At 71.4% G+C, this 18,195-nt stretch carries 16 protein-coding genes; 10 read left to right on the plus strand and 6 right to left on the minus strand.

The genetic code is table 11. From position 1 onward, the window contains the following. Positions 1 to 97: 97 nt before the first annotated feature. A complete protein-coding gene (locus DQ384_RS27990; RefSeq protein WP_114031852.1) occupies positions 98 to 1,039 on the minus strand; it encodes a DMT family transporter in 942 nt (313 codons plus the stop codon). A gap of 64 nt (positions 1,040 to 1,103) precedes the next feature. Here DQ384_RS27990 and DQ384_RS27995 point away from each other — a divergent pair, with 64 nt between their 5' ends. Further along, on the plus strand, positions 1,104 to 1,598 hold the full coding sequence (locus DQ384_RS27995) for a MarR family winged helix-turn-helix transcriptional regulator (RefSeq protein WP_114031853.1): 495 nt from the start codon (positions 1,104 to 1,106) through the stop codon (positions 1,596 to 1,598). Positions 1,599 to 1,913: 315 nt separating this feature from the next. Further along, positions 1,914 to 3,779: a S8 family serine peptidase gene (locus tag DQ384_RS28000; protein WP_220183170.1), complete on the plus strand. Its 1,866-nt coding sequence runs from the start codon at positions 1,914 to 1,916 to the stop codon at positions 3,777 to 3,779. Between the two features lie 240 nt (positions 3,780 to 4,019). On the opposite strand, the gene DQ384_RS28005 is transcribed toward DQ384_RS28000, so the two are convergent. Then, the gene (locus DQ384_RS28005; RefSeq protein ID WP_114031855.1) at positions 4,020 to 5,246 is read right to left on the minus strand and encodes an acyl-CoA dehydrogenase family protein; all 1,227 of its coding nucleotides are present in this window, start codon (positions 5,244 to 5,246) and stop codon (positions 4,020 to 4,022) included. Between the two features lie 179 nt (positions 5,247 to 5,425). Here DQ384_RS28005 and DQ384_RS43760 point away from each other — a divergent pair, with 179 nt between their 5' ends. Together DQ384_RS43760 and DQ384_RS28010 are read left to right on the plus strand one after the other, a co-directional pair. Then, positions 5,426 to 5,551, plus strand: coding sequence for a hypothetical protein (locus DQ384_RS43760; protein ID WP_281274118.1), 126 nt, complete (start codon positions 5,426 to 5,428; stop codon positions 5,549 to 5,551). Positions 5,552 to 5,658: 107 nt separating this feature from the next. Next, a complete protein-coding gene (locus DQ384_RS28010) occupies positions 5,659 to 6,030 on the plus strand; it encodes a VOC family protein (protein ID WP_181871457.1) in 372 nt (123 codons plus the stop codon). A 209-nt stretch (positions 6,031 to 6,239) separates the two neighbouring features. On the opposite strand, the gene DQ384_RS28015 is transcribed toward DQ384_RS28010, so the two are convergent. Continuing rightward, on the minus strand, positions 6,240 to 7,658 hold the full coding sequence (locus DQ384_RS28015; protein WP_425451522.1) for an LVIVD repeat-containing protein: 1,419 nt from the start codon (positions 7,656 to 7,658) through the stop codon (positions 6,240 to 6,242). Positions 7,659 to 7,843: 185 nt separating this feature from the next. Between DQ384_RS28015 and DQ384_RS28020 the strand changes: the two genes are divergently transcribed. From DQ384_RS28020 to DQ384_RS28035, 5 genes are all read left to right on the plus strand, one after another. Then, positions 7,844 to 8,476, plus strand: coding sequence for a DUF305 domain-containing protein (locus tag DQ384_RS28020; protein WP_114031856.1), 633 nt, complete (start codon positions 7,844 to 7,846; stop codon positions 8,474 to 8,476). Positions 8,477 to 8,634: 158 nt separating this feature from the next. After that, on the plus strand, positions 8,635 to 9,681 hold the full coding sequence (locus DQ384_RS28025) for a nitronate monooxygenase (protein WP_114031857.1): 1,047 nt from the start codon (positions 8,635 to 8,637) through the stop codon (positions 9,679 to 9,681). A gap of 193 nt (positions 9,682 to 9,874) precedes the next feature. Then, positions 9,875 to 10,012 carry a hypothetical protein gene (locus tag DQ384_RS41600; RefSeq protein ID WP_181871458.1) on the plus strand — a complete coding sequence of 46 codons (138 nt, stop codon included), beginning with the start codon at positions 9,875 to 9,877 and terminating at the stop codon, positions 10,010 to 10,012. Between the two features lie 82 nt (positions 10,013 to 10,094). Beyond that, on the plus strand, positions 10,095 to 11,189 hold the full coding sequence (locus tag DQ384_RS28030) for a TOMM precursor leader peptide-binding protein (RefSeq protein WP_147268922.1): 1,095 nt from the start codon (positions 10,095 to 10,097) through the stop codon (positions 11,187 to 11,189). Further along, positions 11,186 to 12,433, plus strand: a complete 1,248-nt coding sequence (locus DQ384_RS28035; RefSeq protein ID WP_147268923.1) for a hypothetical protein — start codon at positions 11,186 to 11,188, stop codon at positions 12,431 to 12,433. Before DQ384_RS28030 ends, DQ384_RS28035 begins: the two co-directional genes overlap by 4 nt. Here the strand turns inward: DQ384_RS28035 and DQ384_RS28040 are convergent. Continuing rightward, positions 12,390 to 14,855, minus strand: coding sequence for an AfsR/SARP family transcriptional regulator (locus tag DQ384_RS28040; RefSeq protein WP_245966836.1), 2,466 nt, complete (start codon positions 14,853 to 14,855; stop codon positions 12,390 to 12,392). The two genes, DQ384_RS28035 and DQ384_RS28040, sit on opposite strands and share 44 nt — an antisense overlap. Positions 14,856 to 15,201: 346 nt before the next feature. Here DQ384_RS28040 and DQ384_RS28045 point away from each other — a divergent pair, with 346 nt between their 5' ends. Continuing rightward, positions 15,202 to 16,269, plus strand: a complete 1,068-nt coding sequence (locus DQ384_RS28045) for a fatty acid desaturase (RefSeq protein WP_181871462.1) — start codon at positions 15,202 to 15,204, stop codon at positions 16,267 to 16,269. Here DQ384_RS28045 and DQ384_RS28050 read toward each other — a convergent pair. Both DQ384_RS28050 and DQ384_RS28055 read right to left on the minus strand, forming a co-directional pair. Then, complete coding sequence (locus DQ384_RS28050; RefSeq protein ID WP_114031862.1) at positions 16,260 to 17,114, minus strand: sulfite exporter TauE/SafE family protein; 855 nt, start codon at positions 17,112 to 17,114, stop codon at positions 16,260 to 16,262. The two genes, DQ384_RS28045 and DQ384_RS28050, sit on opposite strands and share 10 nt — an antisense overlap. Before the next feature lie 233 nt (positions 17,115 to 17,347). After that, on the minus strand, positions 17,348 to 18,195 hold an 848-nt coding region (locus DQ384_RS28055; protein ID WP_181871460.1), incomplete at its 5' end, for a fibronectin type III domain-containing protein.

Raw genomic sequence — 18,195 nt, forward strand, 5'->3', positions numbered from 1 at the left:
CGGGATCCCGCGGTCAGCCGGTCTGGACGGCGCGGGGCGGGCGCTGGGCGGGCATGCCCCCTTCATTCGGACCGAGCACCGGAGACGCGCACGCGCTTCACCGCGAGGTGCGTCCGCCGCACACCTCGACCCGGGCCTCGCGGTGGGGCGTGGCGGGCGCCGCCGGGCGGGGGCGCAGGCGGGCGCGGAGCCGTTCGGCGACGGGCTGGCCGAGCAGGATGCCCGCCATGACGAGGACCAGCCCCGCGGCCTGCCGGAGCGTGAGGACCTCGGCGGCGAGCAGGGTTCCGAGCAGCACCCCCGTGGCCGGGTTGAGCAGGCCGATCAGCCCGACCGTCCCGGCGCGCAGGTACTTCAGGCCCGCGAACCAGGCCGCGAACGCGGCGGCGGTGGCCACGACCGCGACGTAGGCGAACCCCGCGACCGCCGCCCAGTCCACCGCGGGCGGCGCGCCCTCGACGAGCACCGCGAACGGCGCGAGAACGAGCCCTCCGGCCACGAGCTGCCAGGACGTGGACGCGAGCACGCTCGTGTCGCTCCCCCACCTCTTGGTAAGCACGAACCCGAGCGAGGACATCAGCATCGCCGTGACCGACGCCACCACTCCCCACCAGTCCACGGCGGAGACCCCGCTGAACAGCATCAGGCACACCCCCGTGACGCCCAGCACCGCTCCGGCCGAGGCGAGCAGGCGCGGACGTTCGCCGAGCAGCGCCCAGGCGATGAGCATCATCACCACGGGGGACGACGCCATGATCGTCGAGGCCACGCTCGTCGGCAGGAGCTGCGCCGCCGTGTAGATCAGGGCGAAGAACGCCCCCATGTTCAGCGCGCCGAGCACCAGCGAGCGCCACCACCACGGCCCCCGGGGCAGCCGCCGGCACACCGCCAGGAGCAGCAGCCCGGCGGGCAGCGCGCGCAGCAGCGCGCCCCACAGAGGGTGCCCGGCCGGCAGGTACTCGTGGATGACGTAGTAGTTCGTCCCCCACGCCACCGGCGCGATCGCCGTGACCAGCGTCCACCTCAAGTTATCTTCCACGGAAGTTACTGTAGCTTCCACGGAAGTCATCGCCAATAGCTTCCCGGGAAGTTATAGTGACGGCATGACGGGCATGGACCACGTGGCACGCATCCAGGCCGAATGGGCCGCCGAGCGCCCCGACGTGGACGTCACCCCCCAGGGCGTCATCGGGCGCCTGCACCGCCTCGCCGCGCACCTGACCTGCGAGCTCGTCGCCGTCTACCGCGAACACGGCCTCGACGAGGGCGAGTTCGACGTGCTCGCGGCGCTGCGGCGCGCGGGCGAGCCCTTCGAGCGCGCCCCCGGCGAGCTCGCCCGCCACACCATGGTCACCACCGGCGCGATGACCAAGCGCATCGACCGGCTCGAACGCGCCGGCCTCGTCACGCGGCGCCGCTCCGGCGACGACGGGCGCGGCCGCGTCGTCGCGCTCACCCCGGCCGGCCGCGCGCTCATCGACGAGGCGTTCACCGCGCACATGCGCAACGAGCACCGCCTCCTCGACGCCCTCCCCGCCGACCAGGCCGCGCACCTCGAAGCCATCCTGAGGACCTGGCTGGCCCGCTTCGAATCCTGAGCCGCCGGGCCCGTCCGCGTTTCCTCAGCGGAGCGCCCCGCACGGCAACGGCTCCGGCGCGCGGGGCGCAAGGCCTGGGAGATCAGCTCAAGTTCGTACCAGGTCGTACGTCAGGAGCTCCCGAAGCCGGGGCCCTCAGCACTCTGGAGGCCGCGGCCGTGATCATGTGAGTGCGCGCCACCCCTGGAAAAGGCCGCTTTCCGATTTAACAAATTCGTCCGCATCTTACCTATTGCCTGACTCCGCGTTGCGTGCGATGTTCCCTTCAGCATGAGTTCGGCTCATGTACAGCTCACCTTCAGGAAGGGCTATCCCGTGCGACGTCCATCCCTGTTCGCAGCCCTGGCATGCGCCGCCACCCTCGCCTTATCCGGCGGAGTCGCGGCCAACGCCTCCAGCACCGCCACCACGGCATCGGCGGAGCTGACCCGTTACATCGTCACCCTCAAGCCCACGGCGAAGAGCCAGGTGCCCACTCTGGCCACGCGCCAGGTCGAGGAGCACGCCGGCGTGCTCGTCGGCACCTACCGCTACGCCTTCCAGGGCTACACCGCCCTCCTGACCCCCGACCAGGCGGCGCGGCTCGGCAAGGTCGCCGGTGTCGCGTCCGTCGAGCCCGACGCGAAGGTGACCACCTTCGCCCAGACCGTGCCCACCGGGATCCAGCGCATCTTCGCCGACCAGAACCCCAACCTGGACATCGACGGCGTGGACGACGTGCGCGTCGACGTGGACGCGGCGGTCGTCGACACCGGCGTCGACCTCACCCACCCCGACCTCAACGTGGTGGCGAGCACCAACTGCACCACCGGCGTGTGCGTGGCCGGCGGCAACGACGACAACGGACACGGCAGCCACGTGGCCGGGACCATCGGCGCGATCGACAACGCCATCGGAGCGGTGGGCGTCGCTCCCGGCGCCCGCATCCACGCCGTCAAGGTGCTCGACAGCACGGGCTCCGGCACGCTGTCGGCGATCGCGGCAGGCATCGACTGGGTCGTCGCACGGGCGAGCACGATCGAGGTCATCAACATGAGCCTCGGCTGCCAGGGATGCACGAGCAGCGCGATCAGCACCGCGATCACCAACGCCACGAACGCCGGCATCGTCGTGGTCGTGGCCGCGGGCAACAGCTCGCTCAACGCGTCGGGCTTCTTCCCCGCCAACCACCCGGACGTCGTCACCGTCTCCGCCGTGTCGGACTTCGACGGCAAGCCCGGCGGCCTCGCCGGCACGGTCACCGTGCCCTGCCGCACCGACGGCGCGACCGACACCGACGACACGCTGGCCTGGTTCTCCAACTTCGGCACGACCGTCGAAGTCGCGGCTCCGGGTACCTGCATCTACTCGACGTGGATGAACGGCGGCTACAACACCATCAGCGGCACCTCGATGGCCAGCCCGCACGTGGCGGGGGCGGCGGCGGTGCTCACGAGCGGAGCCAACAAGCCGACCAACCGGACCGGCGCGCTGAACGTGCGCTCACGGCTGATCAGCACGGGCAACCTCAACTGGACCGACGACTCCACCGACGGCGTCAAGGAACCGCTGCTGGACGTGCACGACGCCACGCAGTACCCGCCCGGCGGTGGCGGCGGCAACCAGCCCCCGATCGCGAGCTTCACCAACACCTGCGACAACACCACGCGGGCCTGCACGTTCGACGCCTCGGCGTCCACCGACGTGGACGGCACGATCGCGTCCTACGCGTGGAACTTCGGCGACGGCGCCACCGGCACCGGTGTCACGACCTCGCACACCTACGCGGCGTTCGGCACCTACACCGTGACGCTGACCGTGACCGACAACAACGGCGCGACGGCCCCGACCAGCAAGTCGATCACCGTGGGCACGCCGCCCAGCATCTGCACGGGCTACCAGCAGAGCTTCTCCGGCAGCCTGACCAGCGGCCAGAGCGTCTACCAGCCGAGCACGTCGGGCTACGTGACGACTGCCTCCGGCACCCACCGCGGCTGCCTCGACGGGCCCAACGGCGTCGACTTCGACCTGTACCTGCAGAAGTACAACAGCACGCTCGGCACCTGGCAGCAGGTGGCCAGCGCGATCAGCACCGGCCCCGACGAGACCATCACCTACAACGGAACCGCGGGCACCTACCGCTGGCGCGTACACGCCTACAGCGGCGCCGGCGCCTACACGGGCGGCTACTCCCGTCCATAACCCAGGGCATGAGTGATCGGAAATGATCCGCAACCGCGGCACGGCACACGCCCGTGCCGCGGTTGTCCCCACGCACCCCCGGATCCCCGCGACCGCACGTCGAACGACGGACCGGCGCTGCCCTCACCCGCCCGCTGCGCGGCGGGCCGTCGATGACCGGCTGTTCGGTCCTCGCGCGGTGTCTGACGGAACAGCGACGGAACAGGAGGTCGGTGCCTGATGCTCGCCGACGGAGCGAAATCAGCGAACGGGCAGGCCAGTGACCGCGCGGCCGATGATGAGCCTTTGGATCTCGCTCGTGCCCTCGAAGATGGTGAAGATCTTGGCGTCGCGGTGGAAGCGTTCCACGGGGTGGTCGCGGGTGTAGCCGGCGCCGCCGAGGACCTGGATCGCCTGTTCGGTGACCCAGACGGCGGTCTCGCCCGCCACCAGTTTGGACATCGAGCCCTCGGCCTGGGTGAAGGGGCGGCTGTTGCGGGCCAGCCAGGCGGCGCGCCAGGTCATCATGCGGGCCATGTCGACCCGGGTGGCCATGTCGGCCAGCAGGAAGGCGACGGCCTGGTTCTCGCCGATCTTGCGGCCGAACTGCTCGCGCTCGCGGGCGTAGTCGCGGGCGTACTCGAAGGCGGCGCGGGCGATGCCCACCGCCATCGCGGCGACCGACGGGCGGGTCGTCTCGAACGTCCGCATCGCGGCCTGGTCGCCGGCCTTGCCGCCCTCGCGGACGCGGGCCAGGCGGGCGTCCAGCTTCTCCTTGCCGCCGAGCAGGCAGCGGCCGGGGACGCGGACGTCGTCCAGCACGACCTCGGCGGTGTGGGAGGCGCGGATGCCGTGCTTCCTGAACTTCTGCCCCTGAGAGAGGCCCGGCGTGCCCGGCGGGACGACGAACGACGCCTGGCCGCGGCTGCGCAGCTCGGGGTCGACCGAGGCGACGACGATGTGGACGCCGGCGATGCCGCCGTTGGTGACCCAGGTCTTGGCGCCGTTCAGCACCCATTCGTCCTTGGCCTGGTCGTACACGGCCCGTGTGCGGATGGCGCCGACGTCGGAGCCCGCGTCGGGCTCGGAGGCGCAGAACGCGCCCAGGCTGACCGCGTCCGGGCTGCCGAACATCTCGGGCAGCCACTCCCCCATCTGCTCGGGGGTGCCGCCCGAGACCACCGCGGCGGCGGCGAGGCAGGTGCCCACGATGGACAGGCCGATGCCGGCGTCGCCCCAGAACAGTTCCTCGAACGTGACGGGGATGGCGATGCCGCTGGGCTCGAACCACTGCTGGGTGAAGAAATCCAGCGAGTAGAGCCCGATCTTGGCCGCCTCCTGGACGATCGGCCAGGGGGTCTCCTCGCGCTCGTCCCATTCCGCGCCGGCCGGGCGGATCACGCGGGCGGCGAAGTCGTGCACCCAGTCACGCACTTCGCGTACGTCGTCACCGGGTTCGGGACTGAAACCGGCAGCGGCCTCGGACATTCGTGACGTCTCCTCACACACTCACGCCCGGCCCCGACCGGACGCCATCGTCGTCCCCGGCGATCACACCGGACCGCGTCCGACCCTACCCGCTGAACGCGCCGAATCCCCGGCAGCGGGGCGTTGCGGCTTCGGCTGCCCGCGCGGCGAGCCTCCCTCCTGATGAGCTGGACAGGTTCGTGTTCGCCACGTCCGATGAGCTGGTCGTGCTGCTGACGCCCCGTATGGCACGGCGTATGCAGGCGTCTCTGCGGCGCCTCGACGTCGGCGCGATCTATCTGGAAGACGGCTTTCCGGTCGGCTGAATTGTCGTTACCGCCGCGAGAGGAGCACGCGAGCGGCATTCGATGGTCCGCGGCATGAGGTGGTTCCCCCGGGTAAGGGGTACCGCGAGAGGGCGAAAGGGGACGTGATGGAGCGGCCGAGGTTGACGGTGTCGGGGACGAATATCGGTGCGCCGGACGCGCCGGAGTTGGCGGAGTTCTACCGTCGGCTTCTCGGATGGGAGGTCGCGGAGTCCGAGCCGGACTGGGTGCTGCTGAAGCCGCCCGGGGGTGGGGCGGGGCTGGCGTTCCAGACCGAGAAGGGGTACGCCAGGCCGGCGTGGCCCGCGGGGCCGGGCGACCAGCAGATGATGATGCACCTGGAGATCCGGGTGGACGACCTCGACGCGGCGCTGGCCTACGCCACCTCCGTCGGCGCGGTCCTCGCCGACTACCAGCCGCAGGACGACGTGCGCGTCTGCCTCGACCCGGCCGGGCATCCGTTCTGCCTGTGGCTGTGAGCGCGCCCGGGCCGTATTGACGAAGCGCCTTTGTGAACGCGGTGGCCGCGGCGTTGGGGGGCGCGAGCGGCCGCTCCGGCCGGGACACGTGCGAGGGCGGCCCGGCTCGGTGCCGGACCGCCCTCAGGTGTGGCTGGGCGCGCAGGCCCGTTCAGGCGGGCGTCGGGGGATCCCGTTCAGGGAGACCGGTGGACGCCCGCCCGGTGGGGTCAGTCGTCTTCGTCGCCCCAGAACCACCCGCCGCCGTGCCCGCGCTCGCGGTAGGACGCCTGGGTCTGGGTGTTCAGGCGGTCGACCTTGACCTTCTTGGCCGGGTCGGTGAGCCTGTCGTTGATCTTGATGACGTCGAAGCCCTTGTTGAAGTCGCTCGCGTAGATGTAGCCGTTGTAGTAGTACGCCGACCAGAATCCGCCGGAGCCCTCCGAGGCCGGGCCGCGCTCGAAGTACCCGATCTCGACCGGGTGCGCCGAGTCGGTGAAGTCCCAGATCGAAGCGCCGCCCTGGTACCAGGCCTGGACCATGATGTCGCGGCCCTTCACCGGGATGAGCGAGCCGTTGTGGGCGACGCAGTTCTCCGAGTCCGCCTGGTAGCGCGGGATCTTGAAGTAGTTCTTGAAGACCATCTGGCCCCGGACGATGTCGTAGATGGCGTCCGCGCCGCGTGTCGGGCCGGTGGCCTCGTTGCACGTCGCCTGGCCGCCGCCGCCGAGCTCGTCGGTGAAAACGACCTTGGTGCCCTCGTTGTTGAACGTCGCCGAGTGCCAGAACGCGAAGTTCGGGTCCGTCACGCGGGCCGTGACCACCGGGGCCTCGGGGTTGCGGATGTCGAACAGCACGCCGTCACCCATGCAGGCGCCGGCCGCGATGCCCTTCTCGGCGTACACGGTGATGTCGTGGCAGCCGGACGTCTTCAGCAGGAGGTTCGGCTGGGTCTCGTTACCGCCGTCGGGGAACACGACCGGGGTGTCCACCACGGACGCCGCGGTGGGGTTCCAGAGCGGCACCTTGACGATGGAGATCTTGTCGTGCGGCGGCTGGCAGTCCGGGAACGACGCCGACGGGTTGTAGGAGGAGACGTACAGGTAGACGTTTCCGTGCCTCTTGTCCGGGACGAGCGTGTGCGTGTGCGAACCACAGGCGGTCTCGACCGACTTGATGTACTTCGGGTTCGCCTTGTCGCTCACGTCGAAGATCCGGATGCCCTCCCAGGACTCCTTCACCGACGCGGGCTGCGACGTGCTCGCGCAGGAGTCGTTGTTACGGGAGCTGTCGACGGAGGCGAAGAGCAGGTTGCCGTACACCGACACGTCCATCTGCGACCCGGGGCAGACGACCGAGCTGACGACGGTAGCCTTCTTGGGGTTCTTGATGTCATAGATGGAGAAACCGCCGTAGTTTCCCACGTAGGCGTAGTCGCCCTGGAAGGCGATGTCGGTGTTGATGGTCGCCGCGATGCTCGCGGGCTTCGGCACGTTGGCGACGTGCTGGACGTTCGGGCTCATGACGATCTGGTCGGTGCCCGGGATGTCCGCTGCCTGCGCGGGCATGGCCGACAGCACAAGCGCTGCGGCGGAACCCGCCAGGACGAGGAACCGGCCTAGACGGCCGCTTCTGGGGGGAATGGACAACACGCAGGGACCCTCCTTGGTTACTTTTTGCCGCAAGAGATCATAGATGGGCAGATTTTCTCCCAAACCGGATCAGTTGACCATAGTGCACGTTGTCAGGAAAAGGTGCCGACCTGACGCCTTACGCGGGTGACGGGGACCGGTTAGGGTGCACCCGCACAACAAGAGATCTTCAAGGAGGCCGGGTGCGCGCCGCGTCCCTCATCGTCATCGGTACGGCAGCACTCGCCCTGGCGGCATGCTCGGGCGGCCCCGCCACCCCGACGGCCACGTCCACGGCCCCCGTGATCGCCCCGGGCAGGCCCGGTGAGGCCGCGAGAACCCTGAACCCGTCGGAAGCCGCGACGGCCGTCCCCTCGCCCACGGCCAACGCCGCCGACGTGGTCTTCATGCAGGACATGATCGTGCACCACCGCCAGGCCCTCGACATGAGCACGGGAGCGGCCACGCGCGCCGCGTCCGACGCGGTGAAACGCCTCGCGGCCAGGATCAGCGCCACACAGGGACCGGAGATCAACGCCATGATCCGCTGGCTGCGCGCGCAGGGCCAGCGCGTCCCCGACCACCACGCCGGGCACCAGACGATGCCGGGCATGGCGACGCCCGAGCAGCTCGCCCAGTTGCGCGCGGCGAGCGGCGCCGAGTTCGACCGCCTCTACCTCCAGCTGATGATCGCCCACCACATGGGGGCCATCAAGATGGCGGCCGACGAGCTGGAAAAGGGGTCGCACATCTACGTCGAGGAGCTGGCGCAGGACATCTCGGTCTCCCAGGCGACGGAGGTCAACCGGATGCACCGCCTCCAGACCTCCGGCTGAGCCGCCGGCGGACGTCCGGAATGAAGCACGCCGGCCCATGTGATCCTCGGCAGGCGGGAGACGTCACAGGCCCGGCCCGCAGGGGCGCAGCCGTGGCCGCGTCGGCACGGGTGGCGGCGTGGGCGACCGTACGACGAGGCCCGCGTTAGGGTGGGCTTGTGGATCTCGCCACCTTGCCGTATCCGATCATCCTGGCGCCCTTGGCGGGCGGGCCTTCCACTCCCGAGCTGACTGCGGCCGTCTCGGACGCCGGGGGCCTCGGGTTCCTGGCCGCCGGCTATCGCACCGCCCGCGACGTCGAGGCGGACATCGCGGCCGTACGGGCACGCACCGGCGCGCCGTTCGGCGTGAACCTCTTCGTGCCCTCGCCGGGGCCGGGCGACCGGGCCGCGGTCGGGGCGTACGCGGCGCGGCTGCGCGACGAGGCGGACAGATCGGGCGTCGCTCTCGGCGTCCCCGCCGACGATGACGACGGCTGGGACGAGAAGCTGGCCCTCGTCATCGCCGAGCGGGTCCCGGTGGTGTCGTTCACGTTCGGGCTGCCGTCGCCGGAGGTCATCGAGCGGGTGCGCGGCGCGGGAGCGTACGTCCTGGTCACGGTCACGACGCCGGACGAGGCGGCCGCCGCGCACGAGGCCGGGGCCGACGCGCTCATCGCGCAGGGCATCGAGGCGGGCGGACACCGAGGCGGGTTCACCGACGACGCGGGCGACTTCGGGCTGCTGGCGTTGCTGCGGCTCACGTTGCGCCGCACTCCTCTGCCCGTGGTCGCGGCCGGTGGCATCGCGGACGGCGCGGGCATCGCGGCGGTGCTGGCGGCGGGCGCGGTGGCCGCCCAGCTCGGCACCGCGTTCCTGCGCACCCCGGAGGCCGGCACGAGCCCCGCCCACCGCGAGGCTCTGGGGACGTACGACCGCACGGCGGTCACCCGCGCGTTCACCGGGAAGCGCGCCCGCGGCCTGGTCAACCGCTTCCTGCGCGACCACACGGCCGAGGCCCCCGCGGCGTACCCGCAGGTCCACCAGCTGACCGCTCCCCTGCGCGCGGCCGCCAGGAAGTCGGGCGACCCAGAAATGATCAACCTGTGGGCGGGCCAGGCGTACCGCCTCACAGAAGAGGTCCCGGCGGCCGACCTGGTCCACCGCCTCGCCGCCGAGGCCCACGAAGCCCTGACCCGCGCCGCCCACCGCCGCCCGGCTCCCTGACGACGCCGCCGGCCGCCGGCCGGGCGAACCCGTCCACGGCCCGGCGGCCTCACGGCCGTCGCGGAGCGGGGAGGGCGAGCCGGCATGGTCCGCTCGATCTCGTCCACGTCCGGGCCGGCGGCCTCTGTGGAGACGCTTCGAGATCCTGGCCGACATATGGCGTTTCTATGGCGTCGCTACGTAGCGTCCGAAGGTGCGTACAACGCATACCTGCATGGGAGGCAACGTGGACGAGCCCGTTCAGACGCCCGAGGCCCAGCCCCGCAAGCTCAAACTGGAGCTGCGCAGGCTGGAGAAGATCGAGACCACCATCGAGCGCGACGAAGGTTGATGACGGATCGACCATGGAGCCGGCCGGGTCTTCCCGGCCGGCTTCCCCACCTCCCCACAGCACCAGGAAGGTTCCCCCCTCCATGCGGACTCCTCGTGTGAAGCTCGTTCACCGGCCCTATGCCCTGCCGGGCAACCGGATCACGATCGGCCTCATGCAGTACGGCATCGCCGCCGAGATCCAGGACGACGAGGACGCGGCCATCGAGCGGCTGATCCGGCTCATGGACGGTACCCGCACGATCGACGAGATCTGCGCCGAGTTCGCCGAGACCCACCCGGCCGTGACCGAAGAGAGCGTCCGTGAGGTCGTCGACGGCCTGGTCGCCGGGGGCTACATCGAGGACGCGAGCGCGCCGCTGCCGGACACCCTCACCCCGAGGGAGGCCACCCGGTACGAACCGGCCCGCAACTTCTTCGCCTGGATCGACCCCACTCCGCGCAGCTCACCGTACGAGATCCAATCGATGATCAAGGACGCCCGCGTCACCCTCCTCGGCATCGGCGGCACCGGTTCCGCGGCCGCCGCCGGGCTGGTGTCCAGCGGCATAGGCTCCCTGCATGTCGCCGACTTCGACAGGATCGAGGAGCCCAATCTCACGCGCCAGCTGCTCTACAGCGAGCACGACATCGGCGCGCTCAAGGTGGACACCGGCGTCGCCCGGCTCCGCGCGATGAACAGCCTGGTCGAGGTGACCGGTAGCGACACCAAGGTGACCGGGCCGGACGACGTCGCCGCGCTGATGGACGGCCGCGACGCGTTCGTGCTCTGCGCGGACGAACCGCATCCCGACATCATGGCCTGGACCAACCAGGCCGCCCTGCGAACCGGCACCCCGTGGTTCATCGGCTTCTACGCCGGGCCGATGGCGGTGGTGGGATCCTACATTCCAGGCGAGACCGGGTGCTGGCAGTGCCTGGCGACGCAGGAGGCCGAGCGCGAGTTCAGGGCGCACGGCCGCCCGCTGGCGCCGGAACGGCCGAACGCGGTGGTCGCCGCCACCGCGAACATCAGCGGCCACCTGTGCGCCCTGGAGGTCATGTACCACCTCGCCGGTCTTCCGGCCCAGGTGCGGGGGCGGATCTTCCACTGGAACTACGCGCGGTGGGAACACTCCTACTTCATCGACTTCCCCCGTGACCCCGAGTGTCCCGCCTGCGGGCCGGCCGCCCGATGACCTCGGCACCGGTCACCGCGGCGAGCCGCATCACCTTCCACGCGCTGGTCATGAGACCGGACGACGACGATCCGGAGATGATCGTGGTCGGCCGGCCGGAGCTCCGCGAGTTCGTCGAGCTGCCGGCGCTGTACGGGGAGGCGATCCGGCTGCTCGGCGAGGGACTGCCGGTCACCGCCGCCCAGGAGCGCATCACCGCCGACCACATGGTCGAACTCGATGTCGCCGAGCTGGTCGACGCGCTCGCCGAGCTGGGCTTCGTGGCGTCCGTCAACGGGCAGGAACTGCACGACCCGGCCGGCGACGCCCCGCGCAACCTCTTCCCCTGGCTGGTCCAGCGGCACGTGGCGTGGATCTTCAGCCGCCCGGTGAAGCTCCTCTGGCTGGCCGTCGTGGCCGGGGCGCTGGTCACCCTGGCCACCCAGCCGGACCTGGTCCCCCGGTACCAGCACTTCTTCTGGGGCCATTACATCGGGCTCACCGTGCTGGTCAACACGGCGCTGTTCTCGGTCTCCATGAGCATGCACGAGCTGATGCATCTCGCCGCCGCCCGTTCGCTCGGCGCGCCCGCCAGGATCAGCTTCGGGACGCGGCTGCACAACCTGGTGGTGCAGACCGACGTCACCGCCATCTGGGGTGTGCCCAGGCGGCGCCGCTACCGGGTGTACCTGGCGGGGATGGCCTGGGACTTCCTGCTCATCGCCACGCTCATCCTGCTTGCCGGGCACGTCGGGATGCCCGCCACCGCCAAGGCCCTGCTGCAGGCGCTCGCGCTGACCGCGCTGCTGAGCATGCCCTTCCAGATCCAGGTCTACATGCGCACCGATCTCTACTACGTGCTGCGCGACCTGCTGCGGTGCCGGAACCTGTTCGACGACGGGCTCCGCTACGCCCGATACCTGCTGGCCAGGGTCGCGTCCCCCCTGCGGCGACCGCGAGGGCCGGTCGAGGACCCCACGTCGGACCTGCCCGCCCACGAGCGCCGCGCCACCCGCGTCTACACCTTCTTCCTGGTCCTGGGCAGCTCCGTCACCCTCGGCTCCTTCGCCCTGTACGGAGCCCCGATCGCGATCGGCGCGCTGCTGCGCGCCATCGAGGGCATCACGTCCGGCCTCGGCGGTGGATCGGCGCTCACGATCGTGGACTCCGCTCTCTTCCTGCTCATCGAGGGCGGCATCCAGGCGCTGTTCGTCGTGACGTTCATACGGGGACATCGCCACTGGTTCCGGCGATCACCCGGCTGACCTGCACGGCCACGGCCCTGCCGGACGGCGGGGCGAGCACTCCCCGCCGTCGCAGTCGAGGTCGCAGCAGCGCGTAGAGGGTGCCCCCGTCACCGAGCTCGCGGAAGATCTCCGCCGCCCGGCCGAGGTCGTCGAGCGCCTCCTGGCGGCGGCCGAGCACGTGCCCGCAGATTCCGCGGCCGGTCAGCGCGTAGGCCGAGGCGTGCCGGTCGCCGGCGCCCTCGAAGTGGCCGAGCAGCGTCCCGAACTCGTCCGAGGCCCTGTCGAACCGGCCACGATGCATGTCCACGTCCGCGAGGATGAGACGGGCGCGCAGGACCTCGCGGGGACCTCCCGCCTCCAGCAGCGTCCGCTGCACGCGGGCGACGTCGTCGTGCAAACCGTGCGCCATCAGGTAGGACGTGAGGTGGTAGGCCAGGTCGGCCGCGGTCCTGGACCATCCCAGCCCGGCGGCGAGCGCCACGGCGGCGACCAGGTTCTCGCGTTCGGCGGCCGGCCATTCCCGGTCGGGTGCCCGCCGGACGGGCCCGCCGGGCGGCGGCGGCGCGAACGGGCGTGGAAGGTGCCCCACCGCGGCCCGCACCCGCTCCAGGCACTCCGCGAGCAGCACGCGCAGCGCGCCCCGGCGTAATCGCTCGTCGTCTTCGGCCACGGCCCGCTCGTGGGCGTAGACCCGCAGCAGATTGTGCATCGCGTAACGAGGCCGGCCGCCGTACGCGTCCACCGTGACGAGCAGCCCCGCCATGACCAGGGTCTCGATCACCGCGTCGGCGTTCTTCTCCTGTTCGCCCAGGAGCGCCGCCACCGTCCACTCCGCCGCGCGCCGAAAACCGGTGAGGCCCAGCAGGCGGAAGGCGCGGCGGGCCGCCGGCGGCAGCGCCGCGTAACTGACCTCGAAGTCCGCCCGGACGCTGAGCCGTCCAAGGGAAAGCTCGTCCAGCCGTCTCCTGGCGTCCTTCAGCCGATCGGCCAGGTCGCGGATCGGCCACGACGGGCGGGCCGCCAGCCGGGCCCCGGCCACCCTGATCGCCAGAGGGAGCCGCCCGCACGCCCGCAGGACCGCGTCGGCGGCGTCCGGGTCGCTCCGCAGGCGGTCCTCGCCCGCGACCCGCGCGAGGAACTCCAGCGCCTGGTCTCGCGGCGGGACACCGAGGGACAGCAGGGCCGCCCCTTCCAGCGGGAGACGGCTCCGGGAGGTGACCAGGACCGCACTGCCCGGGGTTCCCGGAAGGAGTGCCCGTACCTGCTCCTCGTCGCTCGCGTCGTCGAGGAGCAGCAGCACGGCACGGTCCGCGAGCCTCGACCGGTACAGCGCCGCGCGTTCCTCCCACGACGCGGGGATCGCCGTCTCGCGCACGTGCAGGGCGCGTAACAGCTCCGCCAGCAGGTCGCCCCGCGTACGGGGGCTCGGCGAGGACCCCCCGCACCGCACGTAGAGCTGCCCGTCGGGGAAGTGCGGCCGCAGCCGATGAGCGAGGTGGACGGCGAGCGCGCTCTTTCCCACCCCTGGCCCGCCGTGGACGGCCGCGATGACCGGCGCGCCCGCATGACCCGCGAGGATCGTCCCGGCCAGCGACTCCAGCTCCTCGCCTCTGCCGACGAAGTCACCGATCTCCGGCGGAAGCTGACGGATCACCGGCCACGACGCGACCTCCTCCCGTTCCAGCGCGGCCCGCGAAACGGGCAACGGATCGCCCCGCAGAATCGAGGCGTGCAGCCCGGTCAGCTCGGGACCGGGGTCTATCCCCATTTCCGAGGCGAGCGCCGAGCGTGCCCGGTGGTAGGCGTCCAGGGCCTCGGTCCGCCGTCCGGCCCTGTAGAGGGCGAGCATGTACCAATTCCAGGCGCGTTCCCACGTGGGGTGGGCGTGCACGATCTCCAGCAGCTCGCCCACCAGATCGTCGTGCCGGCCGAGGTCGAGGCGCACGTCGATCCAGTCGGCCCTGGCATGCGCCAGCCGCTCCTCCACGCCACTGATCAGGGGGGTCATGACACTGCCGAACCAGGCGTCCTCGAACGGCCGGCCCCGGCACAGCGAGAACGCGCGCCCGAACTCGCGGTCGGCCGCCGTCAGGTCACCGCGAACGGCCTCGAGACGCGCCCGCCGTGCGGCGTCGTCGAAGACGGCCAAGTCGAGCTGGTCGCGTTCCAGAGGCAGCAGATATCTCGACCCCTGTGTCCGCAGGGTGGCGACCCCGGCCAGGGAACGCCGCAGCTGCGAGACGTACGTCTGCAGGTTGGCGACCGCGGACGCGGGAGGCCTGTCCCACACCGCGGCTATCAGCTGATCTCTGGAGACGGAGGTGTTGAAGTGGAGGAGCAATGTGCCGAGGACCGCACGGAGCTTTCCGCTGAGCCTCACCGGCCCGTTGTCACCGTGGACCTGGACCGGGCCGAGGACGAGCAGGCCTGGCCGGGGCATCTCGTCCACCGCAGACGCTCCTAGGTGACGGGGAGACAGCCTGTCACGAGGCCGAAGCTCCCCCCGAGCGCACATGACCGACAATCTCCCTATACCACATTCGATCGGGCAGGTCTCGGATTTCGATGCCGCCCCGCGACACCGCGCACCTGACCGCCGCCCACGCCGACCGAACCGCGCCTATGGTGGGGCCAGCACTACCGTGTACCAGCCTGGTGCCGGGATGTCGCAGGACAGGGCGATCCAGAAGTGTTGAAGTGCCCGTCCGACCCGTCCGACGCCGCGTGCGCCGATCTCACGGCGCAGGCACGGGCGGCCGGTCCGCCACCATGTCAGGAGATCCGTGATCGACACCTCCACCATCGACGCCACCGCCCGCGAGGCGCGCGGCAGCGACTTCGCCAGGCTCTCCCGGCGGGTGACCGATGCCGGGCTGCTGGACAGGCGCCCCGGCTACTACGCTCTGCGGTTCGGCATCGTGGCGGCTCTGCTCGCGGGTGGCTGGGCCGCGTTCCTCGCCCTCGGCGACTCCTGGGCACAGCTGCTGGTGGCGGCGTTCCTCGCGGTGGTCTTCGCCCAGGTGGCGCTCGTCGCCCACGACCTGGCCCACCGGCAGGTCTCCCGGTCCAGGCGGTTCAGCCAGGCGGCCGGATGGCTGGCGGGCAATCTGATCATCGGCATGAGCTACGGCTGGTGGATGGACAAGCACACCCGCCACCACGCCAACCCCAACCACGAGGACCACGACCCCGACGTCTCCCCCGAGGTGCTGGTCTGGTCGCACAAGCAGGCCGCGACCAGCCGGGGCGTGGCCAGGATCATCGGCCGGTGGCAGGCGTTCCTGTTCTTTCCCCTGCTCACCCTGGAAGGCCTGAACCTCCACCTGGCGAGCTTCCGCGCGCTGCGGCGGCCCCGGCTCAAGCACCGCGGGCTGGAGGCCACGCTGCTGACCGCCCACGTCGTGACCTACCTCGGGGCGGTCTTCGCCGTGCTCCCCCTGGGCAAGGGACTGCTGTTCGTCGCCGTCCACCAGGCGATCTTCGGGGTGTACCTCGGTTGCACGTTCGCTCCCAACCACAAGGGCATGCCGACCCTGACCGGCGAGGACCGCCTGGACTTCCTGCGGCGCCAGGTGCTCACCTCCCGCGATGTGCGCGGCGGCCCAGCGGTGGACATCGCCCTGGGCGGCCTCAACTACCAGATCGAGCACCACCTGTTCCCCAGCATGCCGACCCCCAACCTCCGCCGCGCCCAGCCGCTCGTCCGGGCCTACTGCGCCGAGCTCGGGATCCCGTACCACGAGACCGGCCTGATCAGCTCCTACACCCAGGCCCTGCGCCACATGCACGCCGTGGGCGCGTCGATCCGAGCCGGGGGCGCGGCAGGCGCGGCATCCGCCCGGCGTCAGACGTAGGCGTCGAAGCCGAGCTTCAGCGCCACGAGCAGGCCCGCGACGGCCGAGACGACGCGCAGGGTCTGGCCCGGCAGGCGGCGGGCGAGGGGCGGGCCGAGGCGCCCGCCGATGAGGAAGCCCGCCGCCAGCGGGATGGCCGCGCCCCACTGGACCGGCCCGAACAGGGCGAACCCGATGGCCGCCACGCCGTTCGCCAGCGCCGACAGGGCGTTCTTGATCGCGTTCAGCCGGGCCGGGGAGTCTTCGAGGGCGGCCGCGAGCACCGCGAACATCATGATGCCGCCCGCCGCGCCGAAGTACCCGACGTAGATGGCGACGGCGAACACCCCCACCTTGAGCGCCCGCCCGGGCGACCCCCCTCGATGGAGGCCCTGCCCCGGAACACCGCCCTGCTCAGGATGACCGGCCTGCCCCGAATTGGCGTCCTGACGTGGAAGGGCCTTTTCGTCCGTAAGGGCGTCGAGCCGGGGACGGGCGGTTCGTGACCTCCGCGGGCGGAGCAGGACCAGGGACGCGGCGCCGACGAGCCACGGCGCGACCGCCTCGAACGCCCTGGCCGGCGTGAGCAGCAGCACCCCCGCCCCCACCGCACCGCCGAGCGCCGAAAGCCACCCGAGCGCCAGGACCTGCCGCTTCCGCCCGGCCAGCTCGGGCCGCGACCCTGCCACCGCGCCCAGCCCGGTGAACACCAGCGCGACCGTGTTGGTGACGTTGGCGGCAAGCGGCGGGAAGCCGAAGGCCAGCAGGATCGGAAACGACACGATCGACGCCAGGCTCACCAAAGTGCTGACGACCCCTGCCAGCACGCCCGTCCCCAGCAGCCCCAGAACGTCCACGAATGTCACGCCCCAACCCAACCACGGCCGCCATCACCGCCTCCCCGAGGGGCCCACGCGGGCGCCCGGCAGGTCGTTCTGCTGGGCGCGGGCTCGACTCGCCGCCGGGTCGTGCCCTGTCGGTAGCGTGGCGGCGCGCCGCCGGGGCGTTCCGGCGGCGCGCCGCCACGCTGGGGCCCGTCCGCCCGGTCGGGCCCGGCTTGGGGGTTTTGGAGGCGCTGGTGTTGAAGTAGCGGTGGTGGTCAGGCGGGGACGATGTCGAACTGCTCCCAGCCGCCGATGGCGGCGCGGTTGGCGATGAGCGGCTGGGCCCCGGCCTGCTCGGCGCACACGTACTGGCCGTTGGCCTGGGCGCGGAGGCTGACCGAGCCGTTGGAGTTGGTGACCAGCGCAAACGTCTCCCAGGGGCCGACCGCGGCGCGGTTGGCGATCAGAGGCTGGGCGCCGGCCTGCTCGGCGCACACGTACTGGTTGTTGACGCGGGCGCGCAGGGCGATGTTGCCGTTCCCGAGCTCGACGCGCTCGAACTGCTGCCCGGTGCCGACGGACGTGGCGTTCGCGATCAGGGCCGCGCCGTTGGCGGCGGTGACGTACCGGCTGTTGGCGCGGGAGCGCAGGGCGATCGCCGCCGTGCCGGCGTTCGTGGTCACGTTCACGGCGTTGGACGGGGCCGAGGTGTTGCCGGCCGCGTCGCGGGCGGTGACGGTGAAGGTGTAGGCGGTGTTCGGGCTCAGCCCCGTCACCGTGTACGGCGAGCTCGCCGGGGAGGCCACGACGGTGCCGGCGCGCAGCACGTTGTAGGCGGTCACCCCGACGTTGTCGGTGGACGCCGACCAGGAGAGCGTCACGCTGGTGGCCGTCTTGCCGGTGACCGCGAGATTGCCGGGCACGGACGGCGCCTGGGTGTCGCCGCCGAGCGTCGGCGGGGTGGGACGGGTGGCCGTGAGGGCGATCTGGCCCTTAAGCATGCGGCCGCCGTCGCCGGTGAGGCGCAGGTAGTAGTCGGAGGAGCAGCGGGTGCCGTCCTCGTCCAGGGCGAGCATGCCGGAGTTCGTGGGGACCATCGCGAGCGTCTCGGCGGACTTGGCGA

This window comes from Sphaerisporangium album (genome assembly GCF_003323745.1).
Taxonomy (GTDB): Bacteria; Actinomycetota; Actinomycetes; order Streptosporangiales; family Streptosporangiaceae; genus Sphaerisporangium; species Sphaerisporangium album.